This window comes from Aeromonas sp. 62-46 (assembly GCF_001898585.1).
GTDB lineage: Bacteria > Pseudomonadota > Gammaproteobacteria > Enterobacterales > Aeromonadaceae > Aeromonas > Aeromonas caviae.
Map to the genome: position 1 here is coordinate 117,586 of NZ_MKUI01000014.1, position 17,456 is coordinate 135,041.

General features: G+C 63.4%; 17 protein-coding genes. 9 read left to right on the forward strand and 8 right to left on the reverse strand.

What is annotated here, in order from left to right; translation table 11 throughout:
• Nucleotides 1-68 precede the first annotated feature (68 nt).
• From dksA to thpR, 3 genes are all read right to left on the reverse strand, one after another.
• The gene (gene dksA, locus BGO64_RS04555) at nt 69-518 is read right to left on the reverse strand and encodes an RNA polymerase-binding protein DksA (RefSeq protein WP_029314801.1); all 450 of its coding nucleotides are present in this window, start codon (nt 516-518) and stop codon (nt 69-71) included.
• Between the two features lie 119 nt (nt 519-637).
• Nucleotides 638-1,381 (reverse strand): DNA/RNA nuclease SfsA, encoded by a 744-nt coding sequence (sfsA, locus tag BGO64_RS04560; RefSeq protein ID WP_010675569.1) that lies wholly within the window; start codon nt 1,379-1,381, stop codon nt 638-640.
• Nucleotides 1,378-1,923 (reverse strand): RNA 2',3'-cyclic phosphodiesterase, encoded by a 546-nt coding sequence (thpR, locus tag BGO64_RS04565; protein ID WP_041211100.1) that lies wholly within the window; start codon nt 1,921-1,923, stop codon nt 1,378-1,380. The genes sfsA and thpR overlap by 4 nt, the downstream gene beginning before the upstream one ends.
• A 184-nt stretch (nt 1,924-2,107) precedes the next feature.
• On the opposite strand from thpR, the gene hrpB reads away from it, so the two are divergent.
• The 3 genes from hrpB to gloA2 all read left to right on the forward strand — a co-directional run bounded on the left by hrpB (nt 2,108) and on the right by gloA2 (nt 7,450).
• The gene (gene hrpB, locus BGO64_RS04570) at nt 2,108-4,561 is read left to right on the forward strand and encodes an ATP-dependent helicase HrpB (RefSeq protein WP_286700255.1); all 2,454 of its coding nucleotides are present in this window, start codon (nt 2,108-2,110) and stop codon (nt 4,559-4,561) included.
• Nucleotides 4,562-4,684: 123 nt separating this feature from the next.
• On the forward strand, nt 4,685-7,006 hold the full coding sequence (gene mrcB / locus BGO64_RS04575) for a penicillin-binding protein 1B (protein ID WP_010675566.1): 2,322 nt from the start codon (nt 4,685-4,687) through the stop codon (nt 7,004-7,006).
• A 42-nt stretch (nt 7,007-7,048) separates the two neighbouring features.
• Nucleotides 7,049-7,450 carry an SMU1112c/YaeR family gloxylase I-like metalloprotein gene (gene gloA2, locus BGO64_RS04580; RefSeq protein WP_052815234.1) on the forward strand — a complete coding sequence of 134 codons (402 nt, stop codon included), beginning with the start codon at nt 7,049-7,051 and terminating at the stop codon, nt 7,448-7,450.
• 89 nt (nt 7,451-7,539) lie between these two features.
• On the opposite strand, the gene BGO64_RS04585 is transcribed toward gloA2, so the two are convergent.
• Both BGO64_RS04585 and BGO64_RS04590 read right to left on the reverse strand, forming a co-directional pair.
• Nucleotides 7,540-7,860, reverse strand: a complete 321-nt coding sequence (locus BGO64_RS04585) for an SMR family transporter (protein ID WP_052815233.1) — start codon at nt 7,858-7,860, stop codon at nt 7,540-7,542.
• A complete protein-coding gene (locus BGO64_RS04590) occupies nt 7,848-8,240 on the reverse strand; it encodes a DMT family transporter (RefSeq protein ID WP_052815232.1) in 393 nt (130 codons plus the stop codon). Before BGO64_RS04590 ends, BGO64_RS04585 begins: the two co-directional genes overlap by 13 nt.
• Before the next feature lie 157 nt (nt 8,241-8,397).
• Between BGO64_RS04590 and BGO64_RS04595 the strand changes: the two genes are divergently transcribed.
• Nucleotides 8,398-9,279 (forward strand): LysR family transcriptional regulator, encoded by an 882-nt coding sequence (locus BGO64_RS04595; protein WP_286700253.1) that lies wholly within the window; start codon nt 8,398-8,400, stop codon nt 9,277-9,279.
• A gap of 42 nt (nt 9,280-9,321) precedes the next feature.
• On the opposite strand, the gene BGO64_RS04600 is transcribed toward BGO64_RS04595, so the two are convergent.
• Complete coding sequence (locus BGO64_RS04600) at nt 9,322-9,837, reverse strand: DUF2937 family protein (RefSeq protein ID WP_010675561.1); 516 nt, start codon at nt 9,835-9,837, stop codon at nt 9,322-9,324.
• A gap of 202 nt (nt 9,838-10,039) precedes the next feature.
• Here BGO64_RS04600 and BGO64_RS04605 point away from each other — a divergent pair, with 202 nt between their 5' ends.
• Nucleotides 10,040-10,723 (forward strand): phosphatase PAP2 family protein, encoded by a 684-nt coding sequence (locus BGO64_RS04605; protein WP_010675560.1) that lies wholly within the window; start codon nt 10,040-10,042, stop codon nt 10,721-10,723.
• Nucleotides 10,724-10,982: 259 nt separating this feature from the next.
• Nucleotides 10,983-11,885 carry a sulfite exporter TauE/SafE family protein gene (locus BGO64_RS04610; RefSeq protein ID WP_052815229.1) on the forward strand — a complete coding sequence of 301 codons (903 nt, stop codon included), beginning with the start codon at nt 10,983-10,985 and terminating at the stop codon, nt 11,883-11,885.
• Between the two features lie 46 nt (nt 11,886-11,931).
• Here the strand turns inward: BGO64_RS04610 and BGO64_RS04615 are convergent, their stop codons facing one another.
• Together BGO64_RS04615 and hemL are read right to left on the reverse strand one after the other, a co-directional pair.
• Entirely contained in the window at nt 11,932-12,744 is an 813-nt protein-coding gene (locus BGO64_RS04615; protein ID WP_039040860.1) for a hypothetical protein, read from the reverse strand.
• Nucleotides 12,745-12,944: 200 nt separating this feature from the next.
• Nucleotides 12,945-14,231 carry a glutamate-1-semialdehyde 2,1-aminomutase gene (gene hemL, locus BGO64_RS04620; RefSeq protein WP_052815228.1) on the reverse strand — a complete coding sequence of 429 codons (1,287 nt, stop codon included), beginning with the start codon at nt 14,229-14,231 and terminating at the stop codon, nt 12,945-12,947.
• Nucleotides 14,232-14,440: 209 nt separating this feature from the next.
• Here hemL and clcA point away from each other — a divergent pair, with 209 nt between their 5' ends.
• The 3 genes from clcA (at nt 14,441) to erpA (ending at nt 17,055) form a co-directional block, all read left to right on the forward strand.
• Entirely contained in the window at nt 14,441-15,835 is a 1,395-nt protein-coding gene (gene clcA, locus BGO64_RS04625) for a H(+)/Cl(-) exchange transporter ClcA (RefSeq protein WP_052815227.1), read from the forward strand.
• 87 nt (nt 15,836-15,922) lie between these two features.
• A complete protein-coding gene (locus tag BGO64_RS04630; protein WP_039040863.1) occupies nt 15,923-16,615 on the forward strand; it encodes a DUF6776 family protein in 693 nt (230 codons plus the stop codon).
• An 89-nt stretch (nt 16,616-16,704) separates the two neighbouring features.
• On the forward strand, nt 16,705-17,055 hold the full coding sequence (gene erpA / locus BGO64_RS04635; protein WP_010675554.1) for an iron-sulfur cluster insertion protein ErpA: 351 nt from the start codon (nt 16,705-16,707) through the stop codon (nt 17,053-17,055).
• Nucleotides 17,056-17,456: the final 401 nt, after the last annotated feature.

The window sequence follows — 17,456 nt, forward strand, 5'->3', positions numbered from 1 at the left end:
CGGCCCGACCAAAAGCTCAATAAAAAAGGGAGCCTGGGCTCCCTTTTCGTTTCTGTGGATGGGCGGCATCAGCCAGCCATCTGTTTTTCCTTGATCTCGGCCAGCGTCTTGCAGTCTACGCAGAGGTCTGCGGTCGGACGGGCTTCCAGACGGCGGATGCCGATCTCGATGCCGCAATGCTCGCAGTAACCGAAGTCATCTTCTTCGAGCAGCAGCAAGGTTTTCTCGATCTTCTTGATCAGCTTGCGTTCACGGTCGCGGGTGCGCAGTTCGAGAGCAAACTCTTCTTCTTGCGCGGCGCGATCCACGGGATCCGGGAAGTTGGCAGCCTCATCCTTCATGTGGTCGACGGTGCGGTCAACTTCCTGCATCAGTTGGTTGCGCCAGGCTCCCAGGATCTTGCGAAAATGTACCTTCTGTTGGTCATTCATGTACTCCTCACCGGCTTTCATCTGGTAAGGCTCTACACCCGCAATGGCCAGGGGGCCCAGAGATTTCCTGTTTTCGCCTGTTGGCATGCCCTGTCTCCTAATTCAGCACGCTACCCGTGCCATCCATAAATTGAGGGCGACATCTATAGCAGAAGGGTCAACGGGAGGCAAACAAGCCTTATCAATAATGTTACCCACTTCTGCATTTATTCTCTGCCCTCGGGTAGCATATGGTCAGATTCAAATGGGATAAAATCCTGAGCCACCATGCCCTGCACCCCAACATGGGGGCGATAGCATAAAATTTCAACCCCTGCCGCCATCGCCTGTTCAACAAGCTGACTATAGTGCGGATCGATATGGGCTGCAGGGCGCATTCTCGCGATGCCGGAGTGCAATACCATGAACAGCAGCACGGCCCGGTGCCCTGCCGCCTTCATGGCCATCAATTCACGCAAGTGCTTGGCGCCGCGGGTGGTGACCGCATCGGGGAAGTACCCCATGCCGGGTTGCTCCCGCTCGTCGAGCAGGGTGACGGATTTCACCTCGATGTAACAATCCGGTCTGTGGTCATCTTCCAGCAGCAGGTCGATGCGGCTGTTCTCTTCCCCGTATTTCACTTCGGTGCGCAGCCTGGCATAGCCTGCCAGGGGGGCGAGGGCGCCCTGTTCGATGAGCTCCCGGGCGATCTGGTTGGCACGGGCCGTGTTGACGCAGATGAAGTGACCCGCCGGGCTCTCGGCGATTTCCCAACTGTTTGGCAGCTTGCGCTTGGGGTTGTCGGATGTGGAGTACCAGACCCGGGTGCCCGGCAGGGCGCAGCCGGTCATGGCACCGGTATTGGCGCAGTGGATGGTGATCACCTCGCCGTTGTCGAGCGCGACATCCGTCAGGAAGCGCTTGTAGCGGGAGATCAGCTGTCCGGACTGCAGGGGGGGATCGAAGATCATGGGGTGAGCTCCTCGCGGTGCGGGTTTTTGACGCGGGCCCGCAGGGGCCAGCAGGCGAGCGGTTCGTAGTGGACGCCGTCCGGCGTGCTGACGGATTGATAGAGGCAGAAGCGATCGGCCCTGAGCAGAAAATCCGGCGCAGGCAGCTCGTCGGGGGCCTCACCCGCCTTGCGCGACAGGGTGACGTGGGGGCGATAGCCCTGCTCGCCGTTGCCCAGCCCGAGTTTTTCACCGTGGCGGCGCAGTGCCCTCGCGAGCACGGTCAGCTCGTTCGGCCACTCACCGGGCCCCACCCAGGCGGCTTTGGCGCGCTGAAACCAGCCGGTCTGATCCAGATGGACGCTGAAAGGGGGGCAGTGCTGTCGCTCGGCGGCCGCGATCAGGCGAGCCTGGGTCGTTTCGTCGGCCTCCCCGAGAAAGGCCAGGGTCAGGTGCAGGTTGCTCTCGGGAACCGGTTGGCCGGGCCAGGGGCGCTGGTCTCGCCAGGTCGCAAGCTCGGGGGCAAGCTCTGGCAGGGGCAGGGCAAAGAAGAGTTTGGGCATGCGGCGTGTTGGTCCTCGTGATGGGCATCGGATAAGGGCCATTCTATGGCAGCCGCTCCCGGGATGTCTTGCCGTGTTGCACCTGACGCTTCCTGCCCCTGCCCGGCAGGGGCGCTTACGATGGCCGGGAGGCTGTGGCAGAATGGACCCCTTTTCAGAAGTGTCACAGAAGGTGCCCATCGCTTTGTCTTCCCTCCCCATCGTCCCGGTGTTGCCCGAACTCTTTGCAGCCCTCGACAACCATACCAGCGTGATCCTGCAGGCGCCCCCCGGCGCGGGCAAATCGACCCTGCTGCCCCTGGAGCTGGTGCGCCAGCACCGGCTGCCCGGGCGCATCATCATGCTGGAGCCCAGGCGCCTCGCGGCGCGCAACATCGCGAGCTTCCTCGCGCGTCAGCTGGGGGAGAAGGTGGGCGAGCGCATCGGCCTGCGAGTGCGCGGGGAGAGCCGCACCAGCAGCCAGACCCGGCTCGAGATCGTGACCGAGGGGGTGCTGACCCGGATGCTGCAGCAGGATCCTGAGCTCACCGGTGTGTCGCTCGTCATCTTTGACGAGTTCCACGAGCGCAGCCTGCACGCCGATACCGCGCTGGCCTTCGCCATCGAAAGCCAGCAGGGGTTGCGCGATGATCTCAAGCTGCTGGTGATGTCAGCCACCCTGGATGGCATGGCCCTGGATCGCCTGCTGCCAGGTGCTCCCGTGGTGCGCTCCGAGGGGCGCGGCTTTCCCATCGAGTACCACTATCGCCCCGCCAATCGCCAGCAGTGGTTGGAGCCCCAGGTCGGCGCCGTGGTGCTGGAGGCGCTCGCCAGTCAGGCTGGCAGTGCCCTGGTGTTTCTGCCGGGACAGGGGGAGATAGAGCGGCTGGCACAGTGGCTGGAAGGGCGGTTGCCGGGGGATGTGACCCTGGCTCCCCTTTATGGCCGTCTTGACCTCGCGGCCCAGCAAGCGGCCATCGAGCCTGCGCCTGCGGGTCGTCGCAAGCTGGTGCTCACCACCAACGTGGCGGAGACATCCCTCACCATCGAGGGGATCTCCGTGGTCATCGACAGCGGATTGGAGCGGCGCGCCTCCTTCGACATCAAGAGCGGCGTCACCCGGCTGGAGACCCGGCCCATCGCCAAAGCCTCCGCCACCCAGCGGGCGGGGCGGGCAGGGCGGCTTGGCCCCGGCGTCTGTTACCGGCTCTGGAGCAGCGAGGTGCAGGAGCGCCTCGCCGAGCAGAGTCCCCCCGACATCCTGACGCAAGAGCTCACCGGCCTGCTGATGGACGCCGCCCAGTGGGGGGCCCGGGTGGAGGCGCTGCCCCTGCTGGACATGCCGCCCCCTGCCGCCGTGGCCAGCGCCCGGCGGTTGCTGGTGGCCCTGGGCGCCATGGCCCCGGAGGGTGAGCAACAACTTACCCCGGCAGGCCGTGCCATGGCCGCCTTTGGCACCCATCCCCGCCTCGCCCGCATGTTGCTGCGGGCCCGGGAGCTGGAATCCGAGGGTCTGACAGGGATTGTCGCCGATGCGGCTTTCCTGGTGGCGTTGCTGGAAGAAGATCTGCGAGGATCGGAGCGCCTGTCCGTGCTGTTTCACCGCCGTCAGGGCGCCCTGCGCCAGGGGGCGGCCCGCTGGTTCGAGCGGCTCGGCGTGCGGGCAAGCAGCCCGCAGGGTCAATGGCTGGGATTGCTGTGCGCCCTCGCCTGGCCCGATCGCATCGGCAAGCTGCGCAGTGGCAGCCGCTATCAGCTCAGTGGCGGGGTGAGCTGTGATCTGGTAGAAGGGCATCCCTGCCAGGGGCAGGGGGCCATCGTGGCCGTCGAAATGGGTCAGAACGAGCGCGGCAGCCGCATTTTCATCGCCGAGCCGGTGGCGCTGGATGAACTGGTGCGCCAGCTGCCCGAGCTGGTCGGCGAGCGCCAGTGGTTTGACTGGGACGATCGGGAGGAACGGGTGCGGGCGGAGCGCCAGCAGGTGCTCGGCGAGCTGGTGCTCGGCCAGCGGCCGTTGACGGATCTCTCCGATGAACAGAAGGGGCGCTGCCTGCTGCAAGGCATTCGGCGCAAGGGGCTGCACGTGCTGCCCTGGGACGAGAGCAGCGAGGGGCTGCTGGCCCGCTTGCGCTGCGCCCGCGACTGGCTGCCCGACGAAGCCTGGCCCGCCATGGATGAGGAGAGCCTGCTGGCCGACCTCGAGCAGTGGCTGCTGCCAGCGGTGAGCGGCATGACCCGGCTGGAGCAGTTGAAGCGGCTCGACATGAGCGACATCCTGCGCCAGTCTCTGCCCTGGCCCCTGCCAAGGCGGCTGGACGAGGCGCTGCCGAGCCACTTCACCGCACCGACCGGCAGCCGGGTGCGGATCCGCTACCAGCCGGGTCAGGCGCCGGCGATCCCGGTGCGCATCCAGGAGATGTTCGGGCTGGGTGCCACCCCATGCGTGGCCGATGGCCGGGTGCCCCTGGTGGTGGAGCTGCTCTCCCCGGCCCAGCGCCCCTTGCAGATCACCGCGGATCTCGCCGCCTTCTGGGCGGGATCCTATGAGCAGGTGAAAAAAGAGATGAAGGGGCGCTACCCCCGTCACTACTGGCCGGACAACCCGCTGGAGGCGATGCCGACCCGGGTGACCAAGAAAAAGATGGGATTGCAGGAGTAGCCGACGGGGCAGTGATCGGTCGGCACGACCAGAACAAGATGGCGGTGGCACAGTCCCCCTCCACCACAGGCATCGCAGGCCGCTCGCATCAGCGGGATGGCGAGGAGAACGACAAGAGGATTTATGGCAACCCAACGACGCAAGCGCACGCCCAAGAAGGCGGCGCCCAAACGCACCATCTGGCGCACCCTGTTCTGGCTGGGCTTCAAGCTCTCTCTGGTGGTGGCGGCCTTCATGGTGGTGTTTGGCATCTATCTCGACACCAAGGTGCGCGAGCGCTTCGACGGCGAGAAGTGGCAGTTGCCTGTGATGGTCTACAGCCGCCCGCTGGAGCTCTATCCCAGCCAGCGGCTCTCCCAGACCCAGATGCTGCGCGAGCTCAACATGCTGAGCTACAAGCAGGTGCGTCAGCCTCATACCCCGGGTGAGTACGCGGTGAGCGGCAACCGCATCGAGCTGGTGCGCCGGCCGTTCGAGTTCCACGACGGTGCCGACGGCGCCCGTGGCCTGCGTCTCACCTTCAACGGGGCGCGCCTCGAGGGGATCCAGTCCCTGGAGAACCAGCGTCAGCTCGGCTATGCCCAGATGGACCCGGTGCTGCTCGATCGCCTCAACACCGAGGATCGGGAAGACCGCCTGCTGGTGCGCCTTTCCGAGGTGCCGGACAGCCTGCTGGTGACGCTGCTCACCACGGAAGACAGGGACTTCTACCAGCATGGCGGTGTCTCGCCGGTGGCCATCATGCGCGCCATGGCAGCCAACCTGCTGGCGGGGCGCACCGTGCAGGGGGGCAGTACGCTCACCCAGCAGCTCGCCAAGAACTTCTTCCTGACCCGTGAGCGCAGCCTGTGGCGCAAACTGCAGGAAGCCTACATGGCGGTGCTCATCGACTACCGCTACAGCAAGGACGAGATCCTGGAGGCCTACCTCAACGAGGTCTATCTGGGGCAGAACTTCTCCCAGGGGGTCTACGGCTTCGGGCTCGCCTCCTACTTCTACTTCGGTATTCCGGTCAACGAGCTGGACATCGATCAGGTGGCCCTGCTGGTGGGCATGGTGAAGGGCCCCTCCTATTACGATCCCTGGCGCTTCCCCGACCGGGCCAAGGCGCGCCGGGATCTGGTGCTGAAACTGCTGGCGGATCACGGCAGCCTGACCCAGGCCGAGTATGACCTGGCCAGCAAGCAGCCCCTTGGCATCATCGCCCGCGGCCAGATGAGCTATGGCCGTACTCCGGCCTTCATGGGGCTGCTCAAGCGGGAGATCCAGAACCGCTTCGGCCCGGATCTGCTCAAGCAGTCCGGCCTCAAGATCTTCACCAGTCTGGATCCCATCGCCCAGCACGCCGCCGAGCAGGCGGTGGAGTCGGGTCTGGCCACCATCGAGAAGCAGCGTGGCAAGAAGAAGCTGGAGGCGGCCATGGTGGTCTCCGACTGGCACAAGGGCGAGGTGGTCGCCATGGTGGGGGGACGGGATCCCCGCTACGCCGGCTTCAACCGGGCGCTGGATGCCCGCCGTCAGATTGGCTCCCTGGTCAAACCGGCGGTCTACCTGACCGGCCTCTCCAACGGCCTGACCCTGGGCACGCCGCTGAAAGATCAGCCGATCCGGATTCGCGGCCAGGATGGCCAGATCTGGACGCCGCAGAACTACGACCGCAAGTTCCGCCAGAGCGTGCCCCTGATGGAGGCGCTCGCCAGCTCCCTCAACGTGCCGACCGTCAACCTCGGGATGCAGATAGGCCTGGACAAGGTGGTGGACACCCTGCACAAGCTGGGGGTGCAGCAGGAGATCCAGCCCTATCCGTCCCTGGTGCTGGGGGCGGTGGCGCTCTCGCCCATGGAGGTGAACCAGATGTACCTGCCCATCGCCAACCAGGGGTTGACCCAGCCCCTGTCGGCCATCCGGGCCGTGGTGAATGGCGAGGGGCGCCAGCTCTACCAGCATGACGAAGCGGCCAAGCGAGTGACGGATCCCCAGGCAAGCTGGCTGACCCTGTTCGCCATGACCAAGACGGTGAGCCAGGGGACGGCCCGGGCGCTCGGTGCCAAGTTCCCCGGGGCCACCATGGCCGCCAAGACCGGTACCACCAACGAGCTGCGTGACTCCTGGTTTGCCGGGATGGACAACAACGAGTTGGTGAGCGTCTGGGTCGGCCGTGACGACAACACCCCGGCCGGCTTGACCGGTGCCAGTGGCGCCTTGCAGCTGTTCAGCGGCTACATGAGCCAGCGCGGGGTCAACAGCCTGGGGCTGAAGATGCCCGAAGGGGTGAGCTGGGCCAACTTCTCCCGCTCGAGCGGTGCCCGGGTGGCCAGTGATTGTCCCGGCAGTCTCCAGGTGCCGGCCAAGCTGGCCGGTCTGGCCGAGCCCATGAGCTGTGCCAGCCCGGTCTCGGACCCGGCGAATGCCCTGGACAACTGGTTCAACGGTTTCTTCAACTGACGAAGACGGGCAGCACAGGCTGCCCGTTTTGCAAGGATTGCCATGACCCATCCCCTGTTTGAGGCCATCCATCACGTGGCCATCATCGCCAGCGACTATCCGCGCTCGCGCCACTTCTATCACCAGGTGCTGGGGTTGCCCATCATTGCCGAGACCCTGCGGGCCGAGCGTCAGTCGTGGAAGCTGGATCTGGCGCTGCCGGACGGCAGCCAGCTGGAGCTGTTCAGCTTCCCGGCGCCGCCACCGCGCCCCTCCCGGCCGGAGGCGTGCGGGTTGCGCCACCTGGCGTTTCGGGTGGCGGATCTCGACCGGGTCATCGCCCACCTGGAGCAGCACGGGGTGGAAGTGGAGCCGGTGCGGGTGGACGAGCTGACCGGCAAGCGCTTTACCTTCTTCGCCGACCCCGACGGCCTGCCGCTGGAGCTGTACGAGGTAGCGCGTTAGGCTGCCTGTTGCAATCTGGGTGATCGGTTTGACCATGAAAAGGCCGCCCTGGGAACAGGGCGGCTTTTTTCATGGGGTTGGAGAGGGGATCATGCTGTGGTCAGCAGGGCGACCGCCACCGCCATCACCACCATGCCGAGCCAGCCGACGGGTCTGAGGCGCTCGCCGAACAGCAGCAGGCCCCCGAGGGCGGTGCCCAGAATGCCGATGGCGCCCCAGGTGGCATAGGCCACGGCCAGATCGATCTTGCCGGTACTGACCGCCTCGCTGAGCAGAGTGAAGGCACAGAGCACCAGCAGAATGCCGAGGACGCCCCACCCCTTGTCGCGAAAACCGATGGAGCGGTTGATTGCCATGTTGGCGCCGATATCCAGCAGGGCGGCGCCCAGTACGATGATCAACGGGTGCATGGGGCTTCCCTCCTCTGGCGGGTGGGGGCTGGTGCATCATGGGTCTCGCCCAGGGTCACCATGACAATCCCCACTATGGCCAGCGCCAGTCCGATCCACTCCTGGATGCTCAGCTCGTAGCCGAGGAACAGGACGGAGACGGCGGTGATGAGGGCGATCCCCAACCCTTCCCACAGCGCAAACGCGATACCAATGGAGATTGTCCTGGCGGCCTTGGCGAGCAGCAGGTAGGAGAGGGTGATGAGGATCCACATCGGCAGATAGTGGATCCAGCCGCTCTCGCTCTTTGGGATCAGGACCATGGAGGAGGTGCCGGCGACCTCGGTCAGGATGGCCCCCGTCAGGAAGAGGCGGGCCAAAAGCAGGGGACGGGATGACATGCAGTTTCCTTCTGTTGCTGCGACGAAGAGAGGATAACGGAACCCGAAACGGGCAAGGTTATCGCTGAGCGTCGAGAAAGCTGTCGCTGCTTGTTTGCCTTGGGGGCGGGCCAGGGGATAAGGTGGTGATGGAATAATCTGCCGCCAGTTTGAAGCCATGAAGCTAAATCAGATACAACTCTTTGTAGAAACAGCAGACAGTGGTTCGATAGCCAATGCCGCCAGACGACTTGGCAAGAGTCGCAGCGCCGTGAGCTCGGCGATTGCAACCCTGGAAGTGGAGCTTGGCGTCGAACTTTTCGAACGAGGGGCGAATCAGAGCCGGCTGACCGAAATCGGCGAGCAAGTGCTGGACGACTGTCGGCGGCTGTTGCAGGCCGCCAACAGCCTGAAGCTCAAGTGCGAGCACCATGCCTCCGGTGCCGAGGTGGCGCTGCGGGTAGCCCGGGACGACGCCATTCCCGAGGTGGTATGGCGCGAGATGCTGGGGGCCTTGCGTCGCCAGTTTCCGGGCACCAGCATCTCCCTGGTGCTGGCCTCACCGCCGGAGCTGCCGGCCCTGGTGGAAGAGGGGTTCGTGGATGCCGCCTTCGGCCTCATCACCGAGGAACAGGAGCGCAGCGGTCTTTGCATCGACGTGCTCAACCCGATCCGCACCCTGATGGTGGTCGCGCCAAGCCACCCGCTGGCTGGGCTGAAGCGGGTGTTGCAGCAGGATCTGACCGATCACACCCAGGTCACCCTCTCCTATGTGGACTCGTTTTCGGTCAAGAGCCTGCTGCCCATCGGAGGGCAGCATATCGGGTTGTCGAGTTTCGAGCTGATGCGGGATGCGGTGCTGGATGGTCTGGGCTGGGCGGTGCTGCCTTCACCCCTCATCCAGAGCCAGCTGCGCCAGGGGGAGCTGCTGACCCTGAAGCACAAGTTCAGTCTGCAGTGGCGCGATTACGGAGTCTATCTGTCGGAGAACGCCCATCACGGCAAGGTGCTGGCCTGGCTGAAGAAGGCCATAGAAGCCTATCTCGAACCCTTCGAGTAGCCGCCAACCGGGGCGGGCACCCCGGTTGGCAGTCAGAGGGGATCAGCGCAGGCCGTGACGGGGGACGCGCTGGCGGGAGCGAAATGGCAGCAGCAGGAGGCCGAGCAGCAGATCCCCCGCCAGGGAGGCCAGCAGACCCGCCGCCACGCCGCAGAAAATGGCGGCCTGTTTGAGGGGGACCACATAGCCGTAGTTGTGCAGGGTATCCTGCCAGAGTGCGGGATCGGCGCGCAGCAACAGGTGGGAGAGCTGCTGGTACCAGGGACTCTCCCGCACGGCGATCTCCCCCTGAAGGTGCTGCTGCTGGTTCACCAGTTGCTGGAGGCTGGTGGCATCCTGGGTGAAGACGGGATCCTGGCTGGCACCGTAATGGGCGACCAGCGCCTGCAGATCGCCATTGAAGTGCTGGTCCGCCGTGCGCTGGAAGGGGGCCAGCGCCAGACCGGCTTGCTGCAGCCGGGCATCCAGCCGCTGGAAGTAGAGATCGACCAGCCCGGGGATCTGTACACCTGCCAGCAAACCGAGGGCAAACAACATCATGCGAAGGTAGCTGCGCATCATCATCATCCTGAACGAAGGGAGCGCCCATACTAGCCGCAACCGGTGGGAGAGCCAAGGAGGGGACGCGCTTGCCCACCCGGTCGGCGGCGCCAAAAGAAGAGCCGATGGAATACCTTTGTTACACGAATTTTTACACTTTTGTGATGCAAGTCATCTTGCGGCTGGCCTAGAATGAGCGTTTTTCGAAGGACACGTCGGCATGAGCAAGTTCATTCCTTTCTATCTGGCCGGGGGCCTCATCGCCTTCAGTTGGGGCGCCCTGCCTGAGCACGGCCCCTGGGATGGGTGGGATCTCGCCCTCTTCCAGCTGGTCAATGGCTGGATTGGCCACTCCCCCCGTTGGGCCGATCTGGTGGCCATCACCAACAACCGCCTGTTCGATCTGGCCGCGCTGGCCTGCATGGGCGGGATCCTTGCCAGTTGCTTCTTCCGTGCCGACGGGCAGGAGCGCCGTCGTCTGGTGGCCATGGGGGTCGTGATGCTGCTGGGGGCTCTGGTGATCAATCAGCTCGGGCATCTGTTGCCGGTCAGCCGTCCCAGCCCCACCTTGATGGTGGACGGGGCACTGCGCCTGACCGAGATCAGTGCGATTCCCACCAAGGACTCCGCCGGTGACAGCTTCCCCGGTGATCACGCCCTCTTCCTGATGATCTTCGCCGGTTTTGCCCTGCGCTATCTGCCGCGCTGGGCCGGGGTAGTTGCGGTGGTGATGGTGCCCCTGTTTTCGGCGCCCCGCATCCTGGCTGGTGCGCACTGGATGACGGACGTCTATGTGGGCGCTCTTTGCCTCTCCCTGATCTGCCTGCCGCTGCTGTTGCTCACTCCCGTGTCGGATCGCCTGATCGACCGCCTGGCTCCCCGGCTGCCACGCTGGATTGCCTGACGGAGAATGAAAAAAGAAGGCGGGTCACCCCGCCTTCTTTCGTTTACGCCTCACCGGTGCTGTGGTCGTCGCGAAATGACCAGGACTACGCCCGATGAGCCCGGGCTGTCGCCCTCCCAATCAGTATGGATAGCCCCATTCGGGTTCTGCCAGCCAAAATAGTCGGGGCCAAACGTTTGCACCCGTCGTCTCATGATCCTGGCCAGGATTTTTTCCCTCCGCTGCCTTAGAATCGCCGCCCGTTGTTGGAGGTCTCCCCATGCTTGTCACTTTTCTGCGTCTCTTGTTTATCGGTTGTGCCCTGGTCTTTCTCTTTATGCTGGTCCGTGCCTGGTGGCACAAACGGCGTCATGGCCAGCTCGAAGCCACCCCTTTCTGGCCGGTGGCGGCCATCGGTTTTGTGGCCAATTTTCTCGATACTCTGGGGGTGGGGAGCTTTGCGGTGAAGACCGCCTGCTACAAGCAGTTCAGGCTGATCGATGATCGGCTGCTGCCCGGTACCCTCAACGGCCAGTGCGTGCTGCCGACCGTGACCCAGGCTCTCATCTTCATCGGCGTGGTCAACGTGGATCCCGTCACCCTCATCAGCATGATGGCGGCGGCGGCGGCCGGTGCGGCCTGGGGCGCCCGTTACGTGGCTTCCTTTGATCGCCAGACCATCCGGCTGGTAATGGCGGTCTCCCTGCTGGTGGTCGCCGGCCTCATCTTTGCCGGTCTGCTTGGGCTCTTCCCCCTCGGTGGCGAGGCCATGGGGCTGAGCGGTTACAAGCTGGGGATCGCCCTTGCCGGCAACTTCCTGTTCGGAGCCCTGATGAACGTCGGTATCGGCCTGTTCGCTCCCTGCATGACCCTGGTCTATCTGCTCGGCATGAACCCGCTGGTGGCCTTCCCCATCATGATGGGATCCACCGCCGTGCTCAGCGTCTTCTCGGCGGGGACCTTCATTCGCAAGGGGGCTTTCGATGCGCGGGCCGTGCTGGCGGTGGCCATCTTCGGCCCCATCGGCGTGGTGCTGGCGGCCATGCTGGTCAAATCCATGGAGATGGAGATGCTCAAATGGCTGGTGGCCTTCATCGTCATCTATACCTCCTGGACCATGTACGCCTCCTGGCGGGCGGCGCGGCGACAGCCAGCGCCCGCGCTGGCAGAGGCGACGAGCTAGCTGGCGTCGGCGAGGCCCGCCTGCACGGGCACCCCGCGTTGGTATGTCATCCCGCTCGCCCGGTCCTGGCGCGTCTTCTGATGCCCCTGGCAGCCCCCTCCGGGTGGGCAGTCTGCTGGCTGGAGGCGACCAGTGCGGCTTCCGCCCTGGCACCGAGAAACACATAGAGCCCCAGCGCCAGCAGCAACCCCACGGCGCACCCCATCACCCCCACCGCAGGCCAGAGCAGTTCGCTCTGGCCGAGGGATCCCTTGAACAGCAGCAGCAACCCCTCGATGGAGACCGCGATCAGGATGGCGGCGATAAAGCGGGTAATGGTGCGCCGGATGGCGCTGTGGCGGAAGATGTCCTTATGCAGCAGCACCTCCTCTTCGAGGATGGTCTTGCCGAGATCGAACACCGCCAGGGCGAGCGTGAGGAAGATGATGGCGCTGAAGGCCCCCAGCCGGTTCTGCTGGGTGCCGCACAGGAGCAGATAGAGCTGTTCCAGCCCGTGCCAGATGAGGGTGCCGACGATGAGAAACAGGGCCAGACTCAGGACGACGTAGACGGCCCTGAACCAGGGAATGGCGCGCCGCCGCTCCCTGTCCCCCATCAGCCAGGCGATCAGCTGGTGCAGGTTGATCTCCAGCTCCCGGCCATGGCCCTGCACCAGCAGGCGCAGCTGCCCCTGGGCCGCCGGAACGGGCGCCAGTATGGCTGGCCTGATCTGGGGGGCCAGGCTCTTTACCTCCTCGACGAAGGCATAGGTCTTGAGAGACGCCTCGGGGAGGGTGAGCAGCCCCAGCAGCAGGGGGGCCAGCTCGGTTTCGTACTCCTGATAGCGCCGCAGCACATCGATGGGGCTCATCTCTGCCATATACACCTCGGTCCAATGGGCTCCTGAAGCAGGGACCTGCAAATTGTGGGCCCGATTTATGACAGCCCGTGTACGGCGCGGCGCACCAGCAGGTGGCAAGGTTCCGGTGAGGGACTTAAAGATGCACCACTACGGTGCCTTGTCGGGACGAGCAAACAAAAAAGGGCCCCATCGGGGCCCTCTGCACATCTTGCTGCTTGTCAGCCAGCCAGCTTGGCGAAGCTGCGCTCGGCGGCCGCCAGAGTGTGTTCAATCTCCTTGTCGCCGTGGGCAAGCGACAGGAAGCCCGCCTCGTAGGCGCTCGGAGCCAGATAGACACCCTCTTCCAGCATCAGATGGTAGAAGCGCTTGAAGCGTTCCATGTCGCAGCGGGTCACCTGCTCGTAGCGGGTGATCTCGGGCTCGTCGGTGAAGAAGAAGCCGAACATGCCGCCCACGTAGTTGATGGCAAGCGGGATGCCGTGCCTGGCGGCGGCGGCTTTCAGCCCCTCGGCGACACGGGCGGTCTTGGTGCTCAGCTGTTCATAGAGGCCCGGCTCCAGCAGCAGGTCCAGCATGGTGAGGCCGGCGGCCATGGCCACCGGGTTGCCGGAGAGGGTACCAGCCTGATAGACGGGGCCGGTCGGGGCGATGTGCTGCATCACCTTCTTCTTGCCGCCGAAGGCGCCTACCGGCATGCCGGCACCGATGATCTTGCCGAGGGTGGTGAGATCCGGATCGATGTTGTAGTGACCCTGGGCACCGCGCAGGGAGACGCGGAAGCCGGTCATCACTTCGTCCAGGATCAGCAGGGCGCCGAACTCGTCACAAATGGCGCGAAGCCCTTCCAGGAAGCCGGGCACCGGCGGGATGCAGTTCATGTTGCCAGCGACCGGCTCGACGATGATGCAGGCGATCTCGCTGCCGTACTGGGTGAAGGCTTCGCGCACCGAGTCCAGATCGTTAAAGACACAGGTGAGCGTGTGTTTGGCGAAATCGGCGGGTACGCCCGGGCTGTTGGGCTGACCCAGGGTGAGGGCGCCGGAGCCGGCCTTGACCAGCAGGGAGTCGGCGTGGCCGTGGTAACAGCCTTCAAACTTGACGATCTTGTCGCGGCCGGTGTAACCGCGGGCCAGCCGGATGGCGCTCATGGTCGCCTCGGTGCCGGAGTTGACCATCCGCACCTGCTCCATGGAGGGGACGATCTGGCGCACCTTCTCGGCCATCAGCACTTCGATCTCGGTCGGGGCACCGTAGCTCAGTCCCTTCTCCACCGCCTTGATGACCGCGGCCTTGATGGCCGGGTGGTTGTGACCCAGCAGCATGGGGCCCCAGGAACCGATGTAATCCACATAGGCCTGGCCGTCCACGTCATAGAGGTAGGCGCCATCGGCGTGATCGATGAAGCGGGGTGTGCCGCCGACCCCGTTGAAGGCGCGGACCGGTGAGTTGACGCCACCGGGAATGGTCTGGCGGGCCTGTTCAAACAGCTGATCTGATTTTGACATGGATCATCCTTAATGGGATTTTGGTCGTTACCCGGGCGCAGGCTGCCGATTGCGGCTCGGCAGGGGATGGCGGGAGGAGTATGCTTTGCGCTCTCGCCCCGGACTCTCGCCCGTGATACATGAAACGGGCCGACTATAGCAGAAAGGCCCAGAGCTGGGCAGCCGAGGCCGAGGTGTGTCTGGTCCTCGTTAGATGAGCGTGATTATCCATGGAGCAACAAGCCATTCCTTCCGCCGACGCGGCCTCGCTGCGTCGTCCTCCAGTCTTGCAGCGCCTGATACGGCGGGACAAGATGCCGCTGCTGGTGCTCCTGTTGGCGGCCCTGGTCGGCCTGCTGGCAGGCCTGGTGTGCGGATTGTTCGAGTCTTGCGTTCACTGGCTGGCCCAGCAGCGTGTCGACTTGCTGGCCGATCGCCCCTGGTGGCAGCTTGGCCTGCTCGGCTTTGGTTTCAGCGCCCTGCTGGGGTTGGTTGGCTATTTCCTCACTCATGCCTTTGCCCCCGAGGCGGGGGGATCCGGTATCCCGGAAATTGAAGGGGCCATGGACGACCTGCGCCCGGTACGCTGGTGGCGGGTGTTGCCGGTGAAGTTTTTTGGCGGGGTCTGTACCTTGAGTTCCGGCATGGTGCTGGGGCGGGAGGGGCCCTCGGTGCAGATAGGGGGTAACCTCGGCAAGATGGTGGCGGATATCTTCCGGTTGCCCAAGGAGCATGGCCATGCCCTGCTGGCTGCCGGTGCGGCGGGTGGTCTCGCTGCGGCCTTCAATGCCCCGCTGGCAGGGATACTGTTTGTCATGGAAGAGATGCGACCGCAATTTCGCTACTCCTTCCTCGCCATCAAGGCGGTCGGGATTTCGGCCGTCATGGCGACCCTGATGCTGCAGAACATGAAAGGGCAATCCCCCGTCATCATGCTACCTCACTACGACGCTCCGGCCTTGAAGGCTCTCTGGCTGTTTCTCTTCATGGGGGGCTGCTTTGGTGTGCTGGGGTTCGTCTTCAACAAGCTGGTGCTCGCCTGTCAAGATAGCTACCTGGCATTGCATCAGAACAAGCGCCACCGCTTCGTCATCATCGGCATGGGGGTGGCTGGAACCTTTGGCATGCTGTCGCTGTTTGCCCCCTCGGTGACCGGAGGGGGAATCGAGCTGATCCCTCATCTGGTGGGGGGAGACTATGCGGTGGCGACCCTCTTCATCATCTTCTCGGTGCGACTGGTGGGTACCCTCATCTGCTTTTGCTCGGGGGCCCCTGGTGGTGTCTTTGCGCCGACCCTAGCACTCGGTACCCTGTTCGGTGTTGTCTTCGGCCACCTGTTCCATGCGGCCTTTCCGGATCTGGGTATCGAGCCGGGTGCCTTTGCCATCGCCGGCATGGGGGCGCTCTTCGCCGCCACCGTGCGTGCCCCCATTACAGGCATCGTGCTGGTGACCGAGATGACAGACAACTATCAGCTGATCCTGCCCATGATGATCACCACCATAGGGGCAACCCTGGTGGCGCAATGGTTGGGGGGGCGTCCCATCTATTCCCAGATCCTGGAGCGAACTTTACGGCTTGCTGCGCGTCAAAACCGGGGTGAAAGCAGCATCGCGACCGGTTAACTCTTTGTTTATCCGTATCAATCCGGCATGGTCGCGTATAGTGAAAAGAAACCGGCCGTGTTGATGTCGGCATATAGAAGAGGCCTTATGTCCCAAATCGTGAAGTTATTGGTGGTGCTGGCCGTGGGGGCATGTATCGGTTATGTCGTCGGGAACAGACAGGAGCTGGCTCAGAGCAGCCTGATGACGGTGCAGCAAGAGACGTTGGAGCGTCAGAGCAAGGCCATTGCACAACTGAAGACGGATCTCGGCGTCAGGGAGACCCTGCTGGCGACCCAGAAGGCCGCCTTCGAGCAACTTCAGCAGACGCTCAAGGATCAGGAAGCTCAGGTACAGGAGCAGAAACGCCAGCTGGCCTTCTTCGAGCGCATCATGCGTCCCACCGGCGAACAGGTGGGGGTATCCATCGACAATCTGACATTGCAGGAGACGAGTGTGCCGGGTCGCTACCACTATCGTCTGGCGCTCACACAACCCGCCAAGAAGCGGGAGCTGTTTCGGGGGCAGGTGCAGATCCGGCTCGAAGGCAGTCTGGCTGACAAGCCCAGGATCCTCAGTGGCCGGGATCTTGGCATGAAGGTGGGGGAGGGACGCTACGCGTTGCGATACTTCCAGCTCTTGGAGGGCAATTGGCAGCTTCCCTCAGGCTTCATCCCGGACAGGGTGAGAATCCTCATCCCGAAGGAGGGACGGCAACCGGCCCAGGAGCTGGTTGCTGAGTGGAACGAGGTGCTCAAGCCTCTGGTCGCTCAACCAGCCCCCTTGCCGGCAGCACAGTAAGAGAGTGGTGAATACTTGAACTAAATGGTCGGGTATTGGATAATTTCGCGGTTTCCATGTTTGTGGATGTAACGGTTGTGAGGTCAGCAATGAGTGCAGTAGCAGAAGCTCCCTTGCCCATCCAGATGACGGATGCGGCAGCCAACAAGGTAAAGACCTTGATCACCGAAGAAGAGAATCCCGAACTCAAGTTGCGGGTCTACATCACTGGGGGGGGCTGCTCCGGTTTCCAGTACGGTTTCACGTTTGACGAGAAAATCAATGATGGCGATACCGTGGTCGAGAAGAGCGGCGTCACCATGGTGATCGATCCCATGAGCCTGCAATACCTGGTCGGCGGTAGCGTGGATTACACCGAAGGCTTGGAAGGTTCCCGTTTCACCGTGACCAACCCCAACGCCACGACGACCTGCGGTTGCGGTTCAAGTTTCTCCATCTGATCTATAGCAGCGTGATATGAAGGGCCCCGAGGGGCCCTTTTCATTTTTGTATGCCTGGCGTGGCTGGCATGTAGATCTTGATGTGGCGAAAACGGGTACCGATTGGTAGTGATAGAGAAGGTGTGCGGGCTCATTTAGATGAATCGTTGACGGCTTTTTAGTCTGATTGGTTGTTGATTAAACACCTGAACGTCTTTTTCAAATAAACACGTAGTTTTCGCTTGTCAGCGAGAATCATATCCCTATAATGCGCCTCCATCAGCACGGCGCAGTGCGCGTCTGGTCCACCTTGCAAAGCAAGCTGGTGAGGGTTATAGTTTCAGACCCTGCTCTTTAACAATTTGAATCAAGCAATCTGTGTGGGCACTCACAGCATCGAGCATCAAAAACAATTTTTGATT

Excerpts from the sequence above, each read along its gene's own strand:
- BGO64_RS04600 (WP_010675561.1), bottom strand. The coding sequence starts at position 9,837 with ATGCGCAGCTACCTTCGCATGATGTTGTTTGCCCTCGGTTTGCTGGCA.
- clcA (WP_052815227.1), top strand. The coding sequence starts at position 14,441 with ATGGAGCAACAAGCCATTCCTTCCGCCGACGCGGCCTCGCTGCGTCGT.
- BGO64_RS04595 (WP_286700253.1), top strand. The coding sequence starts at position 8,398 with ATGAAGCTAAATCAGATACAACTCTTTGTAGAAACAGCAGACAGTGGT.
- thpR (WP_041211100.1), bottom strand. The coding sequence starts at position 1,923 with ATGCCCAAACTCTTCTTTGCCCTGCCCCTGCCAGAGCTTGCCCCCGAG.
- BGO64_RS04610 (WP_052815229.1), top strand. The coding sequence starts at position 10,983 with ATGCTTGTCACTTTTCTGCGTCTCTTGTTTATCGGTTGTGCCCTGGTC.
- mrcB (WP_010675566.1), top strand. The coding sequence starts at position 4,685 with ATGGCAACCCAACGACGCAAGCGCACGCCCAAGAAGGCGGCGCCCAAA.
- hemL (WP_052815228.1), bottom strand. The coding sequence starts at position 14,231 with ATGTCAAAATCAGATCAGCTGTTTGAACAGGCCCGCCAGACCATTCCC.
- BGO64_RS04630 (WP_039040863.1), top strand. The coding sequence starts at position 15,923 with ATGTCCCAAATCGTGAAGTTATTGGTGGTGCTGGCCGTGGGGGCATGT.
- sfsA (WP_010675569.1), bottom strand. The coding sequence starts at position 1,381 with ATGATCTTCGATCCCCCCCTGCAGTCCGGACAGCTGATCTCCCGCTAC.
- BGO64_RS04590 (WP_052815232.1), bottom strand. The coding sequence starts at position 8,240 with ATGTCATCCCGTCCCCTGCTTTTGGCCCGCCTCTTCCTGACGGGGGCC.
- erpA (WP_010675554.1), top strand. The coding sequence starts at position 16,705 with ATGAGTGCAGTAGCAGAAGCTCCCTTGCCCATCCAGATGACGGATGCG.
- BGO64_RS04605 (WP_010675560.1), top strand. The coding sequence starts at position 10,040 with ATGAGCAAGTTCATTCCTTTCTATCTGGCCGGGGGCCTCATCGCCTTC.
- BGO64_RS04615 (WP_039040860.1), bottom strand. The coding sequence starts at position 12,744 with ATGGCAGAGATGAGCCCCATCGATGTGCTGCGGCGCTATCAGGAGTAC.
- dksA (WP_029314801.1), bottom strand. The coding sequence starts at position 518 with ATGCCAACAGGCGAAAACAGGAAATCTCTGGGCCCCCTGGCCATTGCG.
- gloA2 (WP_052815234.1), top strand. The coding sequence starts at position 7,049 with ATGACCCATCCCCTGTTTGAGGCCATCCATCACGTGGCCATCATCGCC.
- BGO64_RS04585 (WP_052815233.1), bottom strand. The coding sequence starts at position 7,860 with ATGCACCCGTTGATCATCGTACTGGGCGCCGCCCTGCTGGATATCGGC.